This is a genomic window from Cupriavidus gilardii (assembly GCF_013314895.1).
Lineage (GTDB): Bacteria > Pseudomonadota > Gammaproteobacteria > Burkholderiales > Burkholderiaceae > Cupriavidus > Cupriavidus gilardii_C.
The window spans coordinates 123486-144499 of sequence record NZ_JABTYE010000003.1 but is presented as its reverse complement, the minus strand read 5'-3'; the positions used below and the strand labels follow the sequence as shown (position 1 = coordinate 144499).

Sequence of the window (21014 nt, the reverse complement as noted above, 5' to 3'; positions counted from 1 at the left end):
CCGCGCTGGCAGAAAGTATCCGAAGCGGTGCCGCGCGATCGGGCGCAGGCTGCGGTTCGGGCCGGGTGCGCAAGCGGGGCTCAGGCGGCCGGCCGCCCCGGACCGGGACTGCGCCGTCGCCGGGTGGCGCCGGCGGGGCGCCGGGCCGCCGCAACCGGGCGGCTACCGTCCCCATCCGCCGCCACCACGGCCGCTGCGCTCGGCAAGGCAGGGCGCGCAGGGGCGGGCGCCGTGCATTCTTCGCTTCGGCGGCACACCAGGACGCAGCCATGGCCAGGCTGTCGGCAGTAATCGCGGTGCAGAACCGCGGCGACGATGGCCGGATGGTGGGCCAGCATGCCCGGGTAGGCCTCCAGCGCCCACGGCCACGACAGGCCGTCGTCATGCAACACCAGCAGCGCTTGCGGCGGCCAGCCGGCCTGTGCCTGGGCCAGCGGCCCGCGCATCATCGCGCCGCCATCGACGAGGGCCTCGCGCTGGCGCAGCAACGGCTGTACCGCAATCGGGCTGGCGGCTTCCGGGTCGGCCCGGACCACGCAGGCGCAGAAGCGGCCCGCGCCGGCCACGCGAACGTAGCCGGTCTGCGCTTCGATCTGGGCGGCGGCCAGCGCCATGTCGCCGCCGCCGGGCAGCGTGGCGCGGACGCGGTCGATCTGTTGCATCTGCGCGCCGAAGCCCTGCAGCGCGGCGACCCGACGCGCCGCCTCCGCGCCACGTCCCAGGCCCAGCACCACGGTCGACAGCCCGCGCGCGGAATGGATGTTGAGCCCGCCCGGCGCGACATCGCCATCGGCCGGCGCCCACACCACGCCCACCGCGACGGCCGGCAGCGTCACCGGGCCGGGACGATCGGCAGGGGACAGCGTCATCCTTATCACCGAACCCAGGGGACTGTCGTAGCGATCGAGCGCGGTCACCAGCTCGTACAGCGCGGCCAGTCTGCCGCCGGCGCGCGCACCGGCGTGCCTGCCGTCCGCCCCGCCCGACGCATCGAGCGAACCGGGCGAACCGGGCGAACCGGGTCGGTCGACGGCCAGGATCTCGACCTGCGGCGCGGCCGCCCCGGTCACTTCCTCCTGCAGCGGCCGCAGATGCAGCACGCCGCCATCGGCGTGGTCGAGCATGCCGGTGGCGGCCGCCACTGCGGCGCGGCCCAACCGTTCGGTGGCGATCTCGCCGAAGCCGCAGCGCACCGCCAGCTCGGTGGCCGCGTCATGCGCCGTCGCGAGGTCGTCGGGCGCGTCGATAGCAATACGGGTCTGCATGGCTGTGTGGCTGCGGTGGAAGCACGGGCGACGGCCCGCCGCCCGGATGGAATCAGGCCTGGCCCGCGCCGGCTTCGGTGCCCTGGCTCGCGCGTTTGCCCAGCTCGCCGAACAGCGCGACGATCTGCTGGTTGAACGCCGGGATATCGTCCGGCTTGCGGCTGCTGACCCAATTGCCGTCGCGCACGACCTCGCGGTCGACCCATTCGCCGCCGGCGTTGCGGATATCGTCGGCGAGCGAGGGCCAACTTGTCAGCGTACGCCCCTTGACCAGGCCCGCCGATACCAGCAGCCACGGACCGTGGCAGATCACCGCAATCGGCTTGCCGTCGTCCTGCATCTTCTTGACGAATCGCTGCGCGGCCTGATCCATGCGCAGCGCATCGGCATTCATGGTGCCGCCGGGCAGCACCACGCCGTCGAAGTCGTCGGGGTGGGCCTCGGCCAGGGTCGCCTGCACGCCGAAGCGGTCGGCCTTCTTGTCATGCTGGGCGCCTTGCACCTCGCCATCGTGCGGCGCAACGATGACGGTTTCGGCGCCGGCCTGTTGCAGCGCCTGGCGCGGCCCCGTCAGTTCGACCTGTTCGAACAGGTCGGTGACGAGGAAGGCAATGCGCTTGCCTGCGAGGGGATGATGGGCGTCGGGAGACGTGTTCCGGTTCATGTTGCGGTCCTCGTTGCACAGGGAAAGTCGATACGAACGCGATACGCGACAAGCGATACGGACCCGGATTGGCACGACCTTGTTTGTAGCTTTTGCGGCGAGCGGTAAAAAAGCGCTCGCCGCCGCGTCGCAGGTGTTGCGGTAAGTCGGCGTCCGTGTCTATTTGGGTCTGGAGCGGCAAGAAGCGTGCCCCCGGGTGTGGTGCCGGCAGACGTCGGCCTAAGCCCGATGGGCCCGCAGCGGCCGCTGGCATAACATCGGTTTATCGATGTGCCCGCCGATGGACGATTGGACTGCCAGGACCCCCTGGAGCCTTGGACCCCTGGACCCCTGGACCCCTGGGGCCCTGGGGCCCTTGGGCAATGGAATCCATTGAACCCGTCGGCGCGGCCATCGCAGCTGGAGTCCGCACCCATGGACCTTGTCGTAGCGCGGCCCGAAGGGCTGTACTGCCCACCGGGCGACTTTTATATCGATCCCTGGCGCCCCGTCGCACGGGCCGTCATCACGCATGCCCATTCCGACCATGCCCGCGCCGGCAGCGGCCACTATCTGTGCGCGGCGCCGGGGCGCGGCGTGCTGCTGTCGCGGCTGCCCGAGATCCGGCTCGACAGCCTCGACTATGGCGATCCGGTCGTGCACAACGGCGTTCGCGTCAGCCTGCATCCGGCCGGGCACGTGCTGGGCTCGGCCCAGGTACGGCTGGAGTACCGCGGCGAGGTGTGGGTCGCATCGGGCGACTACAAGCTCGCGCACGACGGCACCTGCGCACCGTTCGAGCCGGTGCGCTGCGATACCTTCATTACCGAGAGCACCTTCGGTCTGCCGATCTATCGCTGGCAATCGCAAGCCGAACTGATGGCGCAGATCCTGTCTTGGTGGCGCGCCAATGCCGGACAGGGGCGGGCCAGCGTGCTCTATTGCTACGCGTTCGGCAAGGCGCAGCGCATCCTGCATGGACTGATGATGCAGGCCGGCGAAGCGGGGCTGCCGGGGCCGATCGTCGAACATGGCGCGATGACTGCGCTGAACCGGGCCTATGCCGCCGCGGGGGTGGCGTTGCCGGCCACGGTGCACGCCTCCGAGCTGCCCGCGCGCAGTCCCTTGCTGCGCCAGGCGCTCGTGATCGCGCCGCCGTCGGCGCAGCGTTCGCCGTGGCTGCGGCGCTTCGGCGATGCGGCCCAGGCCTTCGCCAGCGGCTGGATGCGGATTCGGGGCACGCGCAGGCGCCGCGGTGTCGATCGCGGTTTTGTGGTCTCCGACCATGCCGACTGGCCGGCGCTGCATGCGGCCATCGAGGCGACCGGTGCGCAGCGCGTGTTTGTCACGCATGGCTATGTTCACGCGATGGTGCGCTATCTGTGCGAACGCGGGTTGCAGGCGCAGGCGTTCGAGACGCAGTACGGCGACGAGGAAGACCACGACCGTGACGACCCGGACCGCGAGACGCCCGGCAACGCCGAGGCGCCTGTGGCAGACGGGGCGATGGACGATGCGCGAGGCCCCGCCGCCGCGCCCGATCTGCGGGACGCATCATGAAGGCCTTCGCCGAGTTGTACGCCGCGCTCGACGCGACCACCTCGAACAACGCCAAGCTGGCGGCGCTGCGCACCTATCTGCAGGCCGCGCCGCCGGCCGATGCCGCCTGGGCAGTCTATTTCCTCGCCGGCGGCAAGCCCCGCCAGATGGTGCCGGTGGCGATGCTGCGCACGCTGGCCGAGCAGGCGGCGCGACTGCCGACCTGGCTGTTCGAGGAGAGCTACCAGGCCGTCGGCGACCTGGCCGAGACCATCGCCCTGCTGCTGCCCGAGTCCGAGCATACGGACGATGCGGGCCTCGCAGAATGGGTCGAACAGCGGCTGCTGCCGCTGCGGGGCCTGCCGCCGGACGTGCTGCTGCCCAAGCTCGATGCGCTGTGGCGACCGCTCGATGCGCAGGCGCGCCTGGTGCTGTTCAAGCTGATCACCGGCGCGTTTCGCGTCGGCGTCTCGCGGCTGCTGGTCACCCGGGCGCTGGGCGACGTCGCCGGGATCGATCCGAAGCGCGTGGCAGAACGGATGGTCGGCTATACCGACATCTCGGCGCGGCCCGATGCCGAGCACTATCTGGCGCTGATCGCCCCCGACGGCGGCGGCGAGCACGGCGATGACGTTGCCGACGGCGCCAGCGTGCCACGCAGTCGCGGCGGCCAGCCCTATCCCTTCTTTCTCGCGCATCCGCTGCAGGCGCCGCTCGAACAGTTCGACGCGGTGCTGGGCCCGGTCTCGCAATGGCAGGTCGAGTGGAAATGGGACGGCATCCGCGCGCAGATCGTGCGGCGCGATGGCCAGACCTGGATCTGGTCGCGCGGCGAGGACCTGATCACCGAGCGCTTTCCCGAACTGGCCGAGGCCGCCGCGCCGCTGCCGGACGGCACCGTGATCGACGGCGAGATCGTGGTCTGGCGCGACGAGCGGGTGCAGCCGTTCGCGCTGCTGCAGCAGCGCATCGGCCGCAAAAACCTGAGCGCGAAGCTGCTGCGCGACGCCCCGGCGGTGCTGCTGGCCTACGACCTGCTCGAATGGCAGGACGAGGACCGGCGCCGCCGCGCGCAGGGCGAGCGCCGTGCCGCGCTCGAACGCTTGCTGGCCGCGCATCCGCATCCGTCGTTGCGGCTCAGTCCGCTGGTGCAGGCCGACGACTGGCCCGGCTATGCGGCGCTGCGCGAATCGTCGCGCGAGCTCGGCGTCGAGGGGTTCATGCTGAAGGCGCTGGACGCGGCCTATGGCGCCGGCCGGACCAAGGATGTCGGCGTCTGGTGGAAATGGAAGATCGACCCGTATGCGGTCGACGCGGTGCTGATCTACGCGCAACGCGGTCACGGCCGCCGCGCCAGCCTCTACACCGACTTCACCTTCGCGGTCTGGAGTGCGCCGCCGGGAATCGAGGGCCGGGTGCTGGTGCCGTTTGCCAAGGCCTATTCCGGCCTGACGGACCAGGAGATGCGGCAGGTCGACGCGATCGTGCGGCGGACCACCATCGAGACCTTCGGCCCGGTGCGCAGCGTCGAGCCAACCCAGGTGTTCGAACTCGGCTTCGAGGGCATCGCCCGCAGCAGCCGGCACAAGAGCGGCATCGCGGTGCGCTTTCCGCGCATGCTGCGCTGGCGTACCGACAAGACGATCGAGGAGGCTGACACGCTGCAGACGCTGCAGGGCATGCTGCCGCCCGCCGAACGCGAGGAGGCGGCATGACCGCGCTTACGGACAATGCGCTGGCCTTGCCCCCGGGGCCGCTGGCACAGGCGCTGCCGCAATGGTTTGCCGAGCGCGGCTGGCAGCCGTTTCCGTTCCAGCGCCAGGTGTGGCAGGCGATCGCTGCCGGGCGCAGCGGCCTCGTGCATGCGACCACCGGTACCGGCAAGACCTATGCGGCCTGGCTCGGTGCGTTGCTGCGCCACGGCGATCCAGCGGTGCAGACCGCCGCGGCGCCGCCGCTGACCGTGCTGTGGCTGACGCCGATGCGCGCGCTGGCCGCCGATACCGCGCGTGCGCTGCAGGCGCCGCTGGCCGACCTCGGACTGAACTGGACCGTCGGCCTTCGCACCGGTGACACCAGCAGCCGCGAGCGCGCCGCGCAGGCAAGGCGGCTGCCTACCGCGCTGGTCACCACACCGGAGAGCCTGTCGCTGTTGCTGACGCGGGCCGACGCGAAGGAGGCGCTGGGCCGCGTGCGCATGGTGGTGGTCGACGAATGGCACGAGCTGATCGGCAACAAGCGAGGCGTGCAGGTGCAGCTGGCGCTGGCGCGCCTGCGCCGCTGGTGTCCCGATCTGGTGGTCTGGGGTTTGTCGGCCACGCTCGGCAACCTCGAACATGCCAGCGACGTGCTGCTGTCCGGCACGCCGGTGCACGCGCGCGAGCTGGTGCAGGGCAAGGTGCCGAAGCAATTGATCGTCGATACGCTGCTGCCCGATGCCGCCGGCCGCTTTCCGTGGGCGGGGCATCTGGGCCTGTCGATGCTGCCGCATGTGGTGCGCGAGATCGAAGGCAGCAGCACCACGCTGGTCTTCCTGAACACCCGCTCGCAGGCCGAGCGCTGGTACCTGGCGCTGCTCGAGGCGCGGTCCGACTGGGCGGGACGGCTCGCGCTCCATCACGGCTCGCTCGATCGCGATGTGCGCGAATGGGTCGAGGGCGGCCTGAAGACCGGTGCGCTGAAGGCGGTGATCTGTACCTCCAGCCTCGACCTCGGCGTCGATTTCCTGCCGGTCGAGCGCGTGCTGCAGGTCGGTTCGCCGAAGGGCGTGGCGCGCTTGCTGCAACGTGCGGGCCGTTCCGGCCATGCGCCGGGGCGGCCGTCGCGCGTGACGATCGTGCCGACCCACAGCCTGGAGCTGGTCGAAGCGGTGGCGGCCCGCCACGCGGTGATGGCGGGGCGCATCGAAGCGCGCGAGTCGCCGGAGAAGCCGCTCGACGTGCTGGTCCAGCATCTGGTCACGGTCGCGCTGGGCGGCGGCTTCGTTCCCGATGCGCTGCTCGACGAAGTGCGCGGCGCCTATGCCTATCGCACGCTGACCGACGCCGAATGGCAGTGGTGCCTCGACTTCGTACGGCGGGGCGGCAGCAGCCTGACGGCCTATCCGGACTATCGGCGCGTACAGCCCGACGAGCACGGTGTCTGGCGCGTACCTGACCTTCGCCTCGCGCGCCGCCACCGGATGAGCGTCGGCACCATCGTCAGCGATGCGACCATGCAGGTCCGCTACTGGAGTCGCGTCGGGCGCGGCGGTGCGTCGCTGGGCTCGGTCGAGGAAGGGTTTATCGCGCGGCTGTCGCCGGGCGATTGCTTCCTGTTCGGCGGCAGGCCGCTGGAGCTGGTGCGCGTGCAGGAGATGATCGCCTACGTCCGACGGGCGGAAAAGGGACGGCCCGTGGTGCCGCGCTGGAATGGCGGGCGCATGCCGCTGTCGACGGAACTGGCGGACGCGGTCGTCGCCACGCTGGAGGACGCCGCCGCCGGCAAGCTCGATCCCGCCGACACGCCGGAGCTGCCGCTGATCGGACCCCTGGTCGAACTGCAGCAGCGCTGGTCGGCGCTGCCGACGCGTACCACGCTGCTGGCCGAGACGCTGAACTCGCGCGAGGGCTCCCACCTGTTCCTGTATCCCTTTGCCGGCCGTTCGGTGCATCTGGGCCTGGGCAGCCTGCTGGCGTGGCGGCTCGGTTCGCAGTTGCCGACCACGATTTCGGTCGCGGTCAACGACTACGGGCTCGAGCTGCTGTCGGCCGCGCCGCTCGACTGGGCGCACTGGCTGCCGCTGGTGCTCGCGCAGGAGCGCCAGCGCGATCTGGTCGCCGATGTGCTGGCCAGCCTCAACGCCGGCGAACTGTCGCTGCGGCGCTTTCGCGAGATCGCGCGGGTGTCGGGATTGGTGTTCCAGGGCTTTCCCGGCGCGCACAAGAGCGCGCGCCAGTTGCAGGCCTCGTCGAGCCTGTTCTACGAGGTGTTCCGCAAGCACGATCCCGATAATCTGCTGCTGGGCCAGGCCGAGCGCGAGGTGCTGAACCAGGAGCTCGATGCCGTGCGGCTGTCGCGCACGCTGGATCGGCTGGCGGGCCTGCGGCTGGACCTGCGCGTGCTGAAGCGGCCGACGCCGCTGTCGTTCCCGCTGATCGTCGAATTCCTGCGCGAAAAGCTCAGCACCGAGAAACTGGCGGACCGCATCGCGCGGATGCTGGCCGAGCTCGAACGGGCGGCGGGACCGGAAGGCGAGGGTCAGGAGGACGCCGTGCCGATGGAGGGGACACCGCTCGATCGCGTCGCCGAGATCGCGCGCTTCGGCATGGCCGATCACGCCGGCCCGTCGTCGTCGCCGCCGTCATCGTCGCCGTCATCGCCGTCATCGTCGTCGTCTTCATCCCGCCCGCGGCGGCGCCTGCGCAAGGTCTCGAAGCCGCTGCCGCCGCTATGAGTGCGCCGATGTCGTCGATGTCGTCGACGTCCTCGATGTCATCATCCGCGCGGCAGGCGGAGGTCGCGGGCGAGTTGCTGTGGCTGTTGCCCGAGCGCGCGGTCTGGTGGCCGGCGGCGTCGATGCTGCTGGTGGCCGACGTGCATTTCGGCAAGGCGGCGGCCTATCGCGCGCTGGGGCAGCCGGTGCCGGCCGGCACCACGCGGGACAACCTCGCCCGGCTGTCGCAACTGGCAGCACGTTATCCGGCCCGCGAGCTGGTCTTTCTCGGCGACTTCCTGCATGCCCGCGCGAGCCGCACGCCCGCCGTGCTGGCCGCGCTGGCCGATTGGCGCGCCGGCCTGCCGTCCGGTCTGCGCTGCACGCTGGTGCGCGGCAATCACGATGCGCGCGCCGGCGACCCACCGCGTTCGCTCGACATCGCCGTCGTGTCCGAGCCCTGGCGGCGCGGCCCGTTCGCGCTGTGCCATCTGCCCGGCGCAGCGGACGACGGCTACGAACTGGCCGGGCACCTGCATCCCGCGTATACCTTGCGCGCCGGCTCGGATGCCGTCCGTTTGCCGTGCTTCGTCTTCGACGCAAAGGCCGGCATCCTGCCGGCCTTTGGCGCCTTCACGGGCCATGCCCGCGTGGGGCGCGCATCGGGCCGTCGTGTCTATGTGATCGGCGACGGGCGGGTGTGGGCGGTGCCGAGGCGTTGACTCGATGGTGAGGTCATGGGGGGCCGCGGCGACGCAGTGACGCAGTGACGGGCCGGACCGCTCAATCGGCGCGGATCCAGCCGCCGCCCATCGCCTGGTACAAGGCCACGCTGGCATCAAGCCAGTCCGCATGCGCCTGGATCAGATTCAGCTCCGCGTTGAGCAGACCGCGCTGCGCGTCGAGTTGCTCCAGATACGGCGAATAGCCGGCCCGATAGCGGTTGGTCGCATGGCGCAGCGTGGCGGCCAGCGCGTCGCGTTGCTGGCCCAGATGTGCGACCTGCGCTTCCAGCTGACGCAGCGCCGCGAGGTTGTCGTTGACCTCGCGGAAGGCGGTCAGCGCGGTGCTGCGATAGGCGAACGCGGCCTGATCGCGCTGCGCGGTCGCGATCTGCGCACCGGCCTCGATGCGGCCGCCTTCGAACAGCGGCGCGAGGATGCTGCCGCCAAGCGACCATAGCCGAACGGGACTGGCGACGCCGCTGGCATACAGCAGGCCGGCGGAGCCCGACAGATGCAGCTGCGGCAGAAAGGCCTTGCGCGCGGCGCTCAGATTGGCGTCGCTCGCGGCGAGCTGGAACTCGGCCTGCGCGATATCGGGGCGCCGGCGCAGCAGATCGGCTGGCAAGCCGTCGGGCACGGGCGGCGGACGCAGCGCGGACAGCGCCGCGCCGCGCGCCAGCTCGCCGGTTGGCGATTCGCCGAGCAGCAGCAGCAAGGCGTTTTCCTGCCGTGCGACCGCCAGCTCGGCCTGGGGCACGGCCTGCGCGGTGGACTCGTACTCCGCACGGGCCTGCTCGAACTCCAGCTGCGAGGTATAACCGGCCTCCGCGCGGCGACGTGCGAGCCGCAACGCGTCCTCGCGCGCGGCCAGCGTCTGACGCACCACGGCCAGCCGAGCGTCGAGCGCGCGCAGCGTCAGATAGGCGCGTGCGGTCGTCGCCGCGATCGACAGCACCGCGACATCATGCGCCGCTTCGCTGGCCTGTGCGCTGGCGCGGGCCGCCTGCGACAGGTCGGCGAGTCGGCCAAAGAGATCGACCTCGTAGGCGGCCTGGAACTGCGGCTCGAAGGAATTGGAGATCGATTCGCGCCCGAGCGCATTCAGACTGCGCGAGCGTCCGCCGTTTGCGGTCGCGTCGAGCGTCGGCAGCAATTGCGCTTGCGCCAGGCGCTGCTGCGCGCGCGCTTCGGTGACCCGCGCCGCGGCAATGCCGAGATCGGCATTGTTGGACAGGGCGCGCTCGACGAGTTGCGCCAGCACGGGATCGCCATAGCGGCGCCACCAGTCCCGCTCGAGCGGGGCGCTGGGGCCTGGTTCGACGCGCCATGCCGTCGGGGGCGTCAGCGCAGCGGCGGCCGGCGGATCGGGCCGTGGGCCCATGCAGCCGAACAGCAGAGGCATGCCCGCCCCGCACAGTGCCATCCGGAGTGCCGCGCGAACACGCGAAGGTCGATGGTGCGCCTTCATCTCGCGCGGGACCCCCCGCCGCTCGTATCGACCTCGGCCCGCACCGACATGCCCGGCCGCAGCCGTGCTGCGAGCGGCTGATCCGGATCGATCGCGATGCGCACCGAGATCCGTTGCGCGACCTTGACGAAGTTGCCGGTCGCGTTGTCGGGCTGAATCACCGCGAATTCCGAGCCGGCGGCTGGCGCCAGTTGTTCGACACGACCGGTCAGCCGCGCATCGTCGAGCCCGTCGACGCGAAAGCTCGCCGGCTGGCCCGGCGCCATATGGGAAGTCTGCGCTTCCTTGTAATTGGCGATGACCCACAGCGTCGGCGGCACCAGGAACATCGCCTGCGTGCCGGCCGTCACGTACTGGCCGAGGCGAGCGCCGATCTGGCTCAGCTGGCCGTCCTGCGGGGCACGCACCACGGTATTGGCCAGATCGATCTCGGCCAGCTTCAAGGCTGCGCGCGCCGCTTCGACGGCGGCTTCCAGGCCCTCGCGGCTGACCGCGACCGACCGGACGTCCTGCCGCGCGATTTCCGCTGCCGCGCGGGCCTGGCGCACCGCGGCCTCGGCCTGCCGCAGCGCGGCGCGCGTCTGATCGCGCTCGCGCAGCGATACCGAACCATCGGCCACCAGTTCGTCGACGCGGCGCATGTCGGCCTGCGCCCGCAGCAATTGCGCCTGCGCGTTGGCGAGATTGGCCTGCTGCGCCAGCACCGTGGCTTCGCGCGAGCGGCGGGTCTGATCGGTGTTGTTCAGGTTGGCGATCTGCGTATCGAGATTGGCCCGCGCCTGCTCGACGCGCTGGCGATAGATGCGGTCGTCGATCCTGAGCAGTACCGATCCGGCCTTGACCTGCTGGAAATCGCGGACCGGCACGTCGACCACATAGCCGCTGACCTGCGGGCTGATGACCGTGGTCTGGCCGCGCACATAGGCGTTGTCGGTGCCCTGGATCACGCGCGTGAAGGGCGGCAGTCCCCACGCGTACAGGATGATCAGGATGCTCGCCAGCGCGATCGCCACGACGACGATCGTGGCGCGCCGCGTGCCCTTGGGGGGCGACCAGCCGGTCGGTGGAGAGGACGCCTGCTGCGGTACCTCGACGGGGTCCTGCAGACGTTCGGGAGAGTCGGTCTGCCCGGTCTTCTGCGCGGGAGGGGCGGGGCCGGTTTCGCGGCGCGGCGGTTGGTCGGTCACCGGTGGCTCCAGATGTTGTTCTTGTCGGTTCTATTGCTGCTGCTGCTGCTGCTGTCTGGCCCTCGCCATCGCCGCCAGCGGCTCCGCCATTGGGTTGTGGCCGCGGATGCGATCGCGCAGATAGAACGCCAGCAGGCAGACGAAGGTCGCCGAGGCGATGATTCCGATCAGCAGGAAGACATCGTTGAACGCGAGCACATTGGCTTCGCGCGTGACCTGCTGCGCCAGCAGCGCCGGGCCTTCGGCCTGCCGCAGCGCGGGATCGGCCAGCACGCGCCCATAGGCGCCGCCCAGCGCCTGGATGCGCGCCGCGTCCAGCGGATCGGTCAGGCTGATCGACTGCACCAGCGAGTGCGAATGGAATTTCTCGCGGTAGACCTGAAACGTTCCCAGCAGCGCGGAACCGGCCAGGCCGCCGAGCGACTGCGTGATGCCGAACAGCGCCGAGAAGCTGACGATATGGCTCATGCCCTTCGACAAGGCTTGCAGCATGCCGATCAGCAGGGTCGGCCCCATGAAGTACACCGCGGCGAAGGCGATCAGCGCCTGGCTCCAGACCATATTGGCCGGCCGCGTCAGGTTGTTCGAGTGCGCGTCCATGAAGGCGCCGATCGCGATCAGCAGCAGCGAGATCCGGATCGGGCGCTCCAGGTTCATCGGATTGACTGTCAGCGCGCTGACCGCCAGGCCGGCCACCGTGGCCAGCGTCACGATCCCATACAGCGGCACCAACTGGTCGTTGCCCATGCCGAGCACCGTCAGCAGGCCGACCGCGCCATAGGGCTGCTCGGACAACAGCACGCGCACCGCGATCGCGACCAGCGCAAAGCGCAGCATCGCCCGGCTGCCGAGCCAGCGGGTATTGAGCAGCGGATTGGCGCGGTTGTGCTCGATCCACAGCGCGGCGGTAATCAGCACCACCGCACCGCATAGCGCATAGCCGAGCCACGCAGCCTCGGTCCACCACAGGATTCGTCCCTGCGCGAGCACCGCGCACAGCAGTGCCATGCCGGGCGCGAACAGCGCGAAGGTCAGGAAGTCGAGCCTCTCGAACGCCCGGATGCGCTCGCTCGGCGGCAGCCGCAACAGCGCCACCGCCACCAGCGACAGCAGTGCCAGACTCAGTTCGAACAGATAGAGCGTCTTCCAGTTGCCGGCCTCCAGCATGCCGGAGGTGAAGGTGCGCGCCAGCGGGGTGGCCAGCTGCGGTACGCCGATGCCGAGCACGATCGCCTTCAATCGGTGCGCGGCCGGCAGCGCCTGAATCATGTAGTACAGCGCCAGCGTGCTGAGGCCGCTGGCCGCAATGCCGTTGGCCGCGCGCACCAGCAGCGCGGTTTCGAAGGTATGGACGAAGATATGGGCGAGCGCGACGGCGACATAGCCGAGCAGGAACAGCCGCGCGAAATGCTGCAGGCCGTATTGCTGCCGGAACTTGATCAGCAGCATGCTCATGCAGACGTTGGTCATCACATAGACCGTCGACAACCACGCCGCCTGATCGCTGTAGAGACCGAACACGCCCTGGATGTGATTCAGGTTCGCGAGCACCAGCGCGTTGCCGAAGCCGGCGGTCAGTCCGATCAGCGCACCGACGCAGAAATAGCCGACGCGCCTTGGCGTCGGATGATCCGGTGTCGCCGGGGAGCCCGGAATGGTGGGCCGCTCATGCGGCTTGAACTGATATTCGGCCGTGGCAGCACCCATGGGCTTGACGGGAAGCGGGTTCAGCGAAGGTCCAGCGGGTTCGATGATTGCCGCTGTCAGGCCGAAGTGTCAAGCCGCGCGAGGTTGTCGTGGGCGCAGTGAGGGCAGAGGAAGGAGGGGAAGGAGGGGAAGGGCCAGAAGAAGCAAGCCGGATGACGTGAATGCGGATGGCCGCGCCGGGCGGCGATCCGCATTGGTGGTGCCAGCGGTTCAGGCGTTCAGTGTCAGGCCGCCATCGCACGCCGTTCGTCTTCGGTCAACTGCGGGCCGTCGAGCGTCACCCGGGAATCGTCGTGGCGGAACTTGCGGATGATCGGCTTCAGTTCCTCCTTGATGTGGTCCTCGTTGTAGCCGTTGAATAGGTGCCCCAGCAGGCCGCGGCGCAGATCGCTGGTGCCCATCAGCCAGTCTGCGATCGGGAAGGTCAGGTTCATGTTGTAGTGCATCATGATTCCCTGATTGTGGTGCGCGGTATGGTGCCGGCGGATCGTGTTGATGAACGGCATGTTCCGCACGAACCAGTTGTCATGGACATGGCAGCAGTAGTGGAACACCTCGTACACCAGGTAGTGGCCGACCATCGTCATGAAGACGATGTACGCCGCATTGGCATTGATCAGCAGATAGGCCAGATAGCCGAGCACACCGCCGCCGACGCCCAGCGTGATCAGCACGCGCCAGGGGAAGAACACGATGCGGAATTCGCGCGTGGTGTCGATGGTGGGCTCGATATCGGTGAAGTACTGGTGATGCTGACGGGTGTGCCGCTCGTAGATGGCGCGCAGCGCGAACACGTCGATGCGCCGATGCATCACGTACTTGTGCATGAACCACTCGACCAGATTGCCGGCGAGAAAGACCGGCAGCACCAGCAGCCACTCCCAGGTCGCGTTCTCCAGACGGGCCGCGCAGTAGTAGAGCGCCGCAATGCCGGCGGCGAAGATCACGCCGATATGCAGCAGGCCATTGTATAGGGGGCTGATATCGGCCTTGTACTGCTCGCGGAATTTGCGTTGGCGTTCGCTCATCATGGTGGTTGTCTCCTGTCTGCGTTACTGACATCGTACTAATATATTAGTCGTATATGCGAGCGTGTCAACCGATTTCCTGCTGCTGCGGCACCAAGAAAAAACGGCCCTTGCAAACGAAGGGCCGGAATCGTGTGGTCCCCTTGAATTGGGGACGCGGTGGCTTTCGATGACGTTGCCTTGCCGCTTGCGCGGGAACGACGCGACAGGCGTCAGTGCGACACTTCCTCCAGGGAACGCCCCTTCGTCTCCACGCCCAGCCACAGCACCGTGACCGCGGCAATCGCGAACGACAGCGCACCCAGCGTGAAGATGCCGCCCTGGCCCGTGATGGGCAGCAGCACGCCGACCAGATATGGACCCACCAGCGAGCCGATGCGGCCGATCGACGAAGCGAAGCCCGATCCGGTCGCGCGCGAGCGCGTCGGATACAGCTCGGGCGTGTAGGCATACAGCACGGACCACATGCCGAACAGGAAGAACTGCATGCACAGGCCCGCGGCGATCAGCTGCTCGACCGGCAGCTTGAGCACGGCGGCCTGGCCGTACAGATACGCGGACGCTGCGCTGCCGAGCAGCATCAGCGCGCAGGTCGGCTTGCGCCCCCACTTCTCCAGCAGCCACGCCGAGAAGATGAAGCCGGGAATGCCCGCCAGCGAGATATAGACCGTGTACAGCACCGACTTGGTCACCGCGTAGCCGGCCTGCTGCAGCAGCGCGCCAAGCCAGGTGGTCAGGCCGTAGTAGCCAAGCAGCGCGAAGAACCACACGCCCCACAGCATCACGGTGCGCTTTGCGTACGGGCCTTTCCACAGCTCGCCGAACATCGCCTTGCGTTCGTGCACCGTGGCGGGCGCGAAGCCTGCCTGCACGGCGGGAAGCGGCTTGCCGCTGGCGCGCTCCACTCGTGCTTCGATGCCGGTCATCACGGCCTCGGCCTCCCGTTGCCGCCCCGCGCCTTCGAGCCAGCGCGGGGATTCCGGGACCATCCGGCGCACCACAAAGACGAATGCCGCCGGCAGCGCCATCGCGATAAAGATGCCGCGCCAGCCGATCACCGGCAGCGTCAGATAGGCCAGCAATCCCGCGGCAATGAAGCCGATCGGCCAGAAGCCCTCGAGGATCGCCACATACTTGCCGCGGCTCTTGGCCGGCACGATCTCCGACACCATCGACAGTCCGATCGGAAACTCCATGCCCATGCCGAAGCCGAGCAGCACGCGGTACAGCATCAGTGCGGTGACGCTGTCCGCCAGCCCGCACATCAGGCTGCCTACGCCCCAGAAGATCATGCTGACCTGGAACACCGGCTTGCGGCCGAAGCGGTCGGCCAGCATGCCGGCGACCGCCGCGCCGGCGAACATGCCAAGAAAGCTCGAGCTGGCCAGCAGGCCGGTCTGTGCCGCGTTCAGGCCGAATTCGGCTTTGATCGAGCCGAGCACGAAGGTCATCATGCCGAGGTCCATCGAATCGAAGAACCAGGCGGTGGCGATGATGCCGAACAAGGTGCGCTGATAGCGGGTCATGGGAAGGCGCTCGAGCCGCGCCGCGACTCCGGGGGTCAGCGCCACACTGCCTGCCGACATGTCCATGGTTGTCTCCTGTCTTTGTCGTGGGGCCGCCTGTTGGCGGTCTGTGTAATATATTAGATGGATGTAACAGGTATTCAAGCGGCGCGCTGCCGTTGGCATGGTGCGCTCCCCTTCGTGGGCCCGTGTGCCCGCCCGGAAAGCGTTATCCGGCGCGGCTTGCCGGGCGAAGCTCCGGATTTGCCCTAAGCCGCCTGACGGGCCGCCGCGACGCCGCAGTTGATGGCCAGTTCGCCGCGCCACGCGTTCTCGATGGCACGTGCGTAGGTGCCCGGCACATCCGCGACAGGGAACGCCTGCGCCAGCCGCGTGACCCCCAGGGCGTCGCGCGTCAGGGCGGGCAGCGCATCGCGCGGTACGCCGAAGGCCTGGAGGTTCGAGGGAATATCGAGCGCGTCGATCAGATTGCGCACCGCCGCCGGCACGCCGGCGATCCGTTCTGCCTCGCTGCCCTGGTCGAGGCCGAACAGCGGCGCGAGCGCCAGCAGATCGGCACCGCGCGTTTCGCGCAGCGCGTCCAGGACGTAGGGCAGCATCACGGCATTGGTGCTGCCATGCGAGCGGTGGGTCAGGCCCGCGACCGCATAGGCGATGCCATGCACCGCATTCAGGCCGGCGCTGCCGTAGGACAGCGCGGCGTAGAGGCTCGCATAGGACATGCCGATACGTGCCTCGATATCGCGGCCGCCATCGTCACCGCTGTCACCATCGCCCCCCTTGCCGCTGTCGCGGTAGGCCCGCAGCAGAAAGCGGCTGCATAGTGCGATGGCCTCGCGGGCGAACAGCATGGTCAGCGCCGAGCGGCCGCTATAGCCGGGATCGGCATTGCCCTGCCGAGGATAAGCCGCGCTGTCGACGGTCAGGTACGACTCGATCGCATGTGTCAGCGCATCGATGCCCGCATCCGCGGTCACGCGCGGCGGGCAGGTGTAGGTGAACTCGGGATCGACCAGCGCGATCTGCGGACGCAGCGCGTTGTCCATCACCGCGATCTTGGTCGCGTTGTCGGGATCGACGAGGATTGCGCCCGGGGTCGCTTCCGAGCCCGTGCCGGAGGTGGTGGGCAGCGCCACCAGCGGAATCGGCCGCGTGCCGGCGGGCAACGTACCGGCGAAGTCCCGCACCGGCCGCCCTTCCGGCAGCGTCAGGCTCAGTGCCTTGGCGAGGTCGATATTGCTGCCGCCGCCGAGCGCAAGCACGTGGTCCGGAATACGGCCGCACAGTCGCTTGCGCAGCGCGAGCGTGGCCTCGTCGCACAGCGTCGTGCTCGGGTCCGGCAAGCCGCCATCGTAGACCACCGTCTCGATGCCCGCCGCGCGCGCGGCGTCCACATATTCGGCGACCCACGGCGTGTGTTCGGTGAAGAAGCGATCGGTGACCAGCACGCCGTGACGATGTCCGAGCCGCTGCAGCAGCGCCGGCAATTGCGCCCGCGTACCGGGGCCGACGATCAGACGCGCCGGCGCGCAGAAATAGATCAGGTCTTCGATTCTCATGGCAACTCCAGGGGGATGGAAGAGGGAGGGGCGGTTGCGCCGGCAGGGCTCATCGAACCGGCGAGCTCCTGCAGCCACGGCAGCGCGAGTTCGGCGACGGCATCCGCATGGCCGGTCAACAGACCGTGGCCCGCCCGTTCGATGGTGGCCAGCCGGCCACCCGGCAATCCATCGGCCAGCGCCTGGGCGTGTGGCCACGGGCAATCGCCGTCGTCGCGGCCATGCATGACAAGCGCCGGCATCGGCAGCGTGGGCAAGCGCGAACGTTGATCGCTTCCCCGGATCGCCTGCCACGTCCGCGCGACGGCGGCGTGGTCGGCTGCCTCGCTCAGTCCCAGCCGGCGCTCGCGCGCGGCAATCTCGTCCAACAGCGCCACGCCGTCACCGGCGCGAAACCACCGCGTCTCGCACAACGCAGGGGAGCCCGACAGCAACAGCAGCGCGAGCGGGGCGCGTGCATCGCCGTGTTCGCCGCGGTAACGGTCCGCATATTCGAGCGCGACCGAAACGCCCATGCTCCATCCGGCCAAGACGAAGGGGCGCGCATCGACATGCCGATCCACGACCTCCCTTACCGCAGCCGCATAGCGCTCCAGCGTGTATCCATCGACGGTGTCGGGCCGTGGCGCCGCCCCGCGTCCCTGCAGATTCGGCAGCACGAAGGTACAGAGCGCGCCCAACCGCTGCACCACCGGCAACCACGCCACCCGCGTGCCCTGGATGCCGTGCAGCGCTACGACGCACAAGGGCCCGTTGCCGAGTTCGACCACGTCCACGAAGTCTGCTGCCATGGTGCCTCCTGTACAGCTAATATATTAGATGGATCATAGTAGTGGACGGCGAGGGGAAAAGGCAAGCAGGATGTCGCGGGCAGGAATGGGGGTCCGAGGCACGCGGCACTCCGTACACCCACCGTCGACGGCGAAGGCGGCCAGATTTTCACTGGAATGGCCATGTTCAACGTTTGCTGAAAACGGCCGTTCCAGTGAAAACTGGCTTGGAGACCAGTGCAGCCATCCCACCAAAAAATGACTCATATACAATTTGCATTCCTCAAACATGCAAACGACGTCAATGGTCAAGAAAGCGGCGACAGTCAGGCGGGCGGCAGCGACCCATGTCGAGGAAGAAGGTAGCGAGAACGGGGCGGGGCCGCGGGGGCGGCTGACCGACCAGGCCTATCGGTGGATCGAGGAAGCGATCGTCACCTTGCAGCTCGCGCCCGGTTCGTCGGTCTCCGAATTCCAGTTGAGCGAGATGACCGGCATCGGCCGCACGCCGATCCGCGAGGCGATTCAGCGGCTGGCGCGCGAGCATTTGATCGTGGTGTTGCCGCAGCGCGGCCTGCTGATTCCGCCGATCGACGTGGCCAAGCAGTTGCGGCTGCTGGAGACGCGCCGCGAGGTCGAGCGGCTGATCTGCCGCAGCGCCGCTCGGCGCGCCACCGTCGAAGAGCGCCAGGCTTTTCGGCGGCTTGCCGCCGAGTTCGAGCGGTCATCGAAGAAGGGCGACGAAGTCGCGTTCGTGCGCGCCGATGCGGGCTTCAACGAGCTGTGCCTGCAGGCCGCGCGCAACGAGTTTGCCGAGGGCGCGATGCGGTTGATGCACGGGCTGTCGCGCCGCTTCTGGTATTTTCACTACAAGCAGGCCGCCGATCTTCCCGAGATGGCGCGCCTGCACGCCCGTGTCGCCGCTGCCATCGCCGAGGGCGATGTCGATGGCGCGGGCGCGGCGCTCGACGCGCTGCTGGACAATATCGAGGACTTCACCCGCGCGACCGTGCTGGGCGACCGCCGCTAGGGGCTTCCCGGGCCAGGGCGTTTCGCCGGCACCATGCGCGCCCGCAAAGAGGAACCCACCGACGCATGCCAAGCCGACAGAATCAGATTCGCCCGCTTCGACTGATCCCAGCCCTGCTGTTCAGCCTGCTGGCCGCCACAGCCTCCGCGCAATCCCCTGGGCCATCCCCTGCGCAATCCCCGCCGTCGGTGTCGACCGATCCCGCTCCGGCCGCGGTCGAGGTCCGCAATCTGACCACGCCGACCACCTGCGCCGAAGAGGACAACGTGTCGTTCGCGCTGTCGGCGCCGTCGATCCAGCGCTTCCGCGTCGAGGCGCTGCATCCCGACTACATCGGCAAGATCCGCAAGGACAGCTCGGCGCCGGATTTCTCAGGCTGCAATTTCGGCGATACGCCGCATCCGACCGATCCGCGCCACGCCTTCAAGCCGCGCAAGGTCCGTCTTTATGACGACAAGGACCTGGCCATCGTCGGCATCACGTTCGACAGCTTCTGGCGGCCGCAGCGCGTGCCGGTCACCGTGGACGGACGCAAGGACGGCGGCTTTCATCTGATCCAGTTCTTCGACAAGCGCAAGGGTGCCAAGGGCAAGGTCGTCGAGACCGAGGTGCTGGTGCTCTATCCGTCGGACGGCTACTGGCGCGCCAAGCCGCTGCCGGCGGCCCATCTGCCCGACAACGCCTACGGCTCCTCGTTCCTGATGGGACCGGTGCAGAAGGACCTGCGCCCGATCGTCGATATCGCCCACATCGACATCGACCCGCGCAAGCGCACGATCGGCCTGCGCTTCACCGCGGGGGGCGAGGCGCAGGTGGCGATCCGCGAGATCAGCCGCACGCGCACCGCGCTCGATGTCGCGTTCAGCCCGCCGTATCGCGCGCAGGCGCCGTTCGCGATGCTGCGCTCGATGTATGTGACCGAGGACAACGCCGACATGAGCCGGGTCAGCTGGCAGGATACGGCGGGCCAGCGGCAGGACGCCACGGTGGCCGAGGTATCGACCTGGCAGGCCAGCGATGTCCGCTTTGGACGCACCGTACCTTCGCGGCACAACACCAGCGCACCCGACATCCGCTTCAGCGACTTCCGCTGACATGCCTGCACGGCCTGCCGTCCTTGTAAATCCGGACACCGGACCAACGAAGCGGCCGGCGTGCCAAGGCAGCGCAAACGGCGGAACGAAGTTTGCTTGATGGCTCGGTTGGCATGCCGTCGCGCGCGCCGCGCAGCGCCGGCGGTGTGCGCCGACTCGCCATCAGGAGACCGCCGTGAACTCACCCGCCCGCCCCTTTGCCGTCGTCACCGGCGCCTCGTCCGGCATCGGCTTCGAACTCGCGCGCTGTTGTGCGATGCAAGGTTACGATCTGCTGATCGCGGCCGACGAGCCTGCCATCGATACCGCAGCGGTGGCCCTGCGCGATACCGGCATGGCGGTCGATGCGCTATGCGTGGATCTGGCCGATCCGGCCGGGGTCGAGGCGCTGTATCAGGCCACGCGAAGCCGCCCGGTCGATGTGCTGTGCGCGAACGCCGGCCGCGGCCTGGGCCGCGCCTTTCTCGATCAGGACTTCCGCGACATCCAGCGCGTGGTCGAGACCAATGTCACCGGCACGCTGGACCTGCTGCACCGCATCGGCCGCGACATGCGGGACCGCCGCACCGGTCGGATCCTGATCACCGGGTCGATCGCCGGCTTCATGCCGGGCACCTATCAGGCCGTCTACAACGCGACCAAGGCCTTCCTCGATTCCTTCTCGTTTGCGCTGCGGCACGAATTGCGCGATTGCGGTGTCACGGTGACCTGCCTGATGCCGGGCGCAACCGAGACCGACTTCTTCGAGCGCGCCGACATGCTCGACACGCGCCTGGGCCAGCAGAAGAAGGACGACCCGGCCGAGGTGGCACGTGAGGGCTTCGAGGCGATGCTGCGCGGCGAAGGCGACGTCGTCACCGGCTGGCAGAACAAGCTGCGCGCAGCGATCTCGAACGTGACACCGGCCGATCTGCTGGCCGAGCAGCACCGCCGCATGGCCGAGCCCGGCGGCGGCATGGAGCGCTGAGCCTGCGCTCGAAGCCGAGTCCCCGCGCGAAAAATCCTCATTAAGGACCATTGCATAGCGGCCCTGCGCGTACTAGCGTCGTAGTGTCGTTC

At 68.8% G+C, this 21014-nt stretch carries 16 protein-coding genes; 7 read left to right on the top strand and 9 right to left on the bottom strand.

Going from position 1 to position 21014, the window contains the following annotated elements; all coding sequences use genetic code 11:
- Positions 1 to 80: 80 nt before the first annotated feature.
- Entirely contained in the window at positions 81 to 1265 is a 1185-nt protein-coding gene (locus tag HTY53_RS04035) for a hypothetical protein (protein WP_174105176.1), read from the bottom strand.
- A 52-nt stretch (positions 1266 to 1317) separates the two neighbouring features.
- Complete coding sequence (locus HTY53_RS04030; RefSeq protein WP_174105175.1) at positions 1318 to 1929, bottom strand: type 1 glutamine amidotransferase domain-containing protein; 612 nt, start codon at positions 1927 to 1929, stop codon at positions 1318 to 1320.
- A 414-nt stretch (positions 1930 to 2343) separates the two neighbouring features.
- On the opposite strand from HTY53_RS04030, the gene HTY53_RS04025 reads away from it, so the two are divergent.
- Genes HTY53_RS04025 through pdeM form a run of 4 tightly spaced genes read left to right on the top strand, consistent with a single transcriptional unit; the run spans position 2344 to position 8583 of the window.
- Positions 2344 to 3468 carry a ligase-associated DNA damage response exonuclease gene (locus HTY53_RS04025; protein WP_174105174.1) on the top strand — a complete coding sequence of 375 codons (1125 nt, stop codon included), beginning with the start codon at positions 2344 to 2346 and terminating at the stop codon, positions 3466 to 3468.
- Positions 3465 to 5162 (top strand): ATP-dependent DNA ligase, encoded by a 1698-nt coding sequence (locus tag HTY53_RS04020; RefSeq protein ID WP_174105173.1) that lies wholly within the window; start codon positions 3465 to 3467, stop codon positions 5160 to 5162. The genes HTY53_RS04025 and HTY53_RS04020 overlap by 4 nt, the downstream gene beginning before the upstream one ends.
- Positions 5159 to 7882, top strand: coding sequence for a ligase-associated DNA damage response DEXH box helicase (locus HTY53_RS04015; RefSeq protein ID WP_174105172.1), 2724 nt, complete (start codon positions 5159 to 5161; stop codon positions 7880 to 7882). The genes HTY53_RS04020 and HTY53_RS04015 overlap by 4 nt, the downstream gene beginning before the upstream one ends.
- A 35-nt stretch (positions 7883 to 7917) precedes the next feature.
- A complete protein-coding gene (gene pdeM, locus HTY53_RS04010) occupies positions 7918 to 8583 on the top strand; it encodes a ligase-associated DNA damage response endonuclease PdeM (protein ID WP_254599797.1) in 666 nt (221 codons plus the stop codon).
- A gap of 61 nt (positions 8584 to 8644) precedes the next feature.
- Here pdeM and HTY53_RS04005 read toward each other — a convergent pair whose 3' ends face one another.
- The 7 genes from HTY53_RS04005 to HTY53_RS03975 all read right to left on the bottom strand — a co-directional run bounded on the left by HTY53_RS04005 (position 8645) and on the right by HTY53_RS03975 (position 17852).
- The gene (locus HTY53_RS04005) at positions 8645 to 9988 is read right to left on the bottom strand and encodes an efflux transporter outer membrane subunit (protein WP_254599796.1); all 1344 of its coding nucleotides are present in this window, start codon (positions 9986 to 9988) and stop codon (positions 8645 to 8647) included.
- Positions 9989 to 10050: 62 nt separating this feature from the next.
- Positions 10051 to 11241, bottom strand: a complete 1191-nt coding sequence (locus tag HTY53_RS04000; RefSeq protein ID WP_368040900.1) for an HlyD family secretion protein — start codon at positions 11239 to 11241, stop codon at positions 10051 to 10053.
- 30 nt (positions 11242 to 11271) lie between these two features.
- The gene (locus tag HTY53_RS03995) at positions 11272 to 12948 is read right to left on the bottom strand and encodes an MFS transporter (RefSeq protein WP_174105169.1); all 1677 of its coding nucleotides are present in this window, start codon (positions 12946 to 12948) and stop codon (positions 11272 to 11274) included.
- A 224-nt stretch (positions 12949 to 13172) separates the two neighbouring features.
- Positions 13173 to 13979, bottom strand: coding sequence for a fatty acid hydroxylase family protein (locus tag HTY53_RS03990; protein ID WP_174105168.1), 807 nt, complete (start codon positions 13977 to 13979; stop codon positions 13173 to 13175).
- A gap of 209 nt (positions 13980 to 14188) precedes the next feature.
- The gene (locus tag HTY53_RS03985; protein ID WP_174105167.1) at positions 14189 to 15568 is read right to left on the bottom strand and encodes an MFS transporter; all 1380 of its coding nucleotides are present in this window, start codon (positions 15566 to 15568) and stop codon (positions 14189 to 14191) included.
- Between the two features lie 182 nt (positions 15569 to 15750).
- Entirely contained in the window at positions 15751 to 17061 is a 1311-nt protein-coding gene (locus HTY53_RS03980; RefSeq protein ID WP_174105166.1) for an iron-containing alcohol dehydrogenase, read from the bottom strand.
- Positions 17058 to 17852 carry an alpha/beta fold hydrolase gene (locus tag HTY53_RS03975; RefSeq protein ID WP_217435492.1) on the bottom strand — a complete coding sequence of 265 codons (795 nt, stop codon included), beginning with the start codon at positions 17850 to 17852 and terminating at the stop codon, positions 17058 to 17060. The genes HTY53_RS03980 and HTY53_RS03975 overlap by 4 nt, the downstream gene beginning before the upstream one ends.
- Before the next feature lie 283 nt (positions 17853 to 18135).
- On the opposite strand from HTY53_RS03975, the gene HTY53_RS03970 reads away from it, so the two are divergent.
- The 3 genes from HTY53_RS03970 to HTY53_RS03960 all read left to right on the top strand — a co-directional run bounded on the left by HTY53_RS03970 (position 18136) and on the right by HTY53_RS03960 (position 20922).
- Positions 18136 to 18861 carry a GntR family transcriptional regulator gene (locus tag HTY53_RS03970; protein WP_174105324.1) on the top strand — a complete coding sequence of 242 codons (726 nt, stop codon included), beginning with the start codon at positions 18136 to 18138 and terminating at the stop codon, positions 18859 to 18861.
- A 65-nt stretch (positions 18862 to 18926) separates the two neighbouring features.
- The gene (locus tag HTY53_RS03965) at positions 18927 to 19955 is read left to right on the top strand and encodes a hypothetical protein (protein WP_174105165.1); all 1029 of its coding nucleotides are present in this window, start codon (positions 18927 to 18929) and stop codon (positions 19953 to 19955) included.
- A gap of 175 nt (positions 19956 to 20130) precedes the next feature.
- Positions 20131 to 20922 carry an SDR family NAD(P)-dependent oxidoreductase gene (locus HTY53_RS03960; RefSeq protein WP_174105164.1) on the top strand — a complete coding sequence of 264 codons (792 nt, stop codon included), beginning with the start codon at positions 20131 to 20133 and terminating at the stop codon, positions 20920 to 20922.
- The last annotated feature ends 92 nt before the right edge of the window (positions 20923 to 21014 follow it).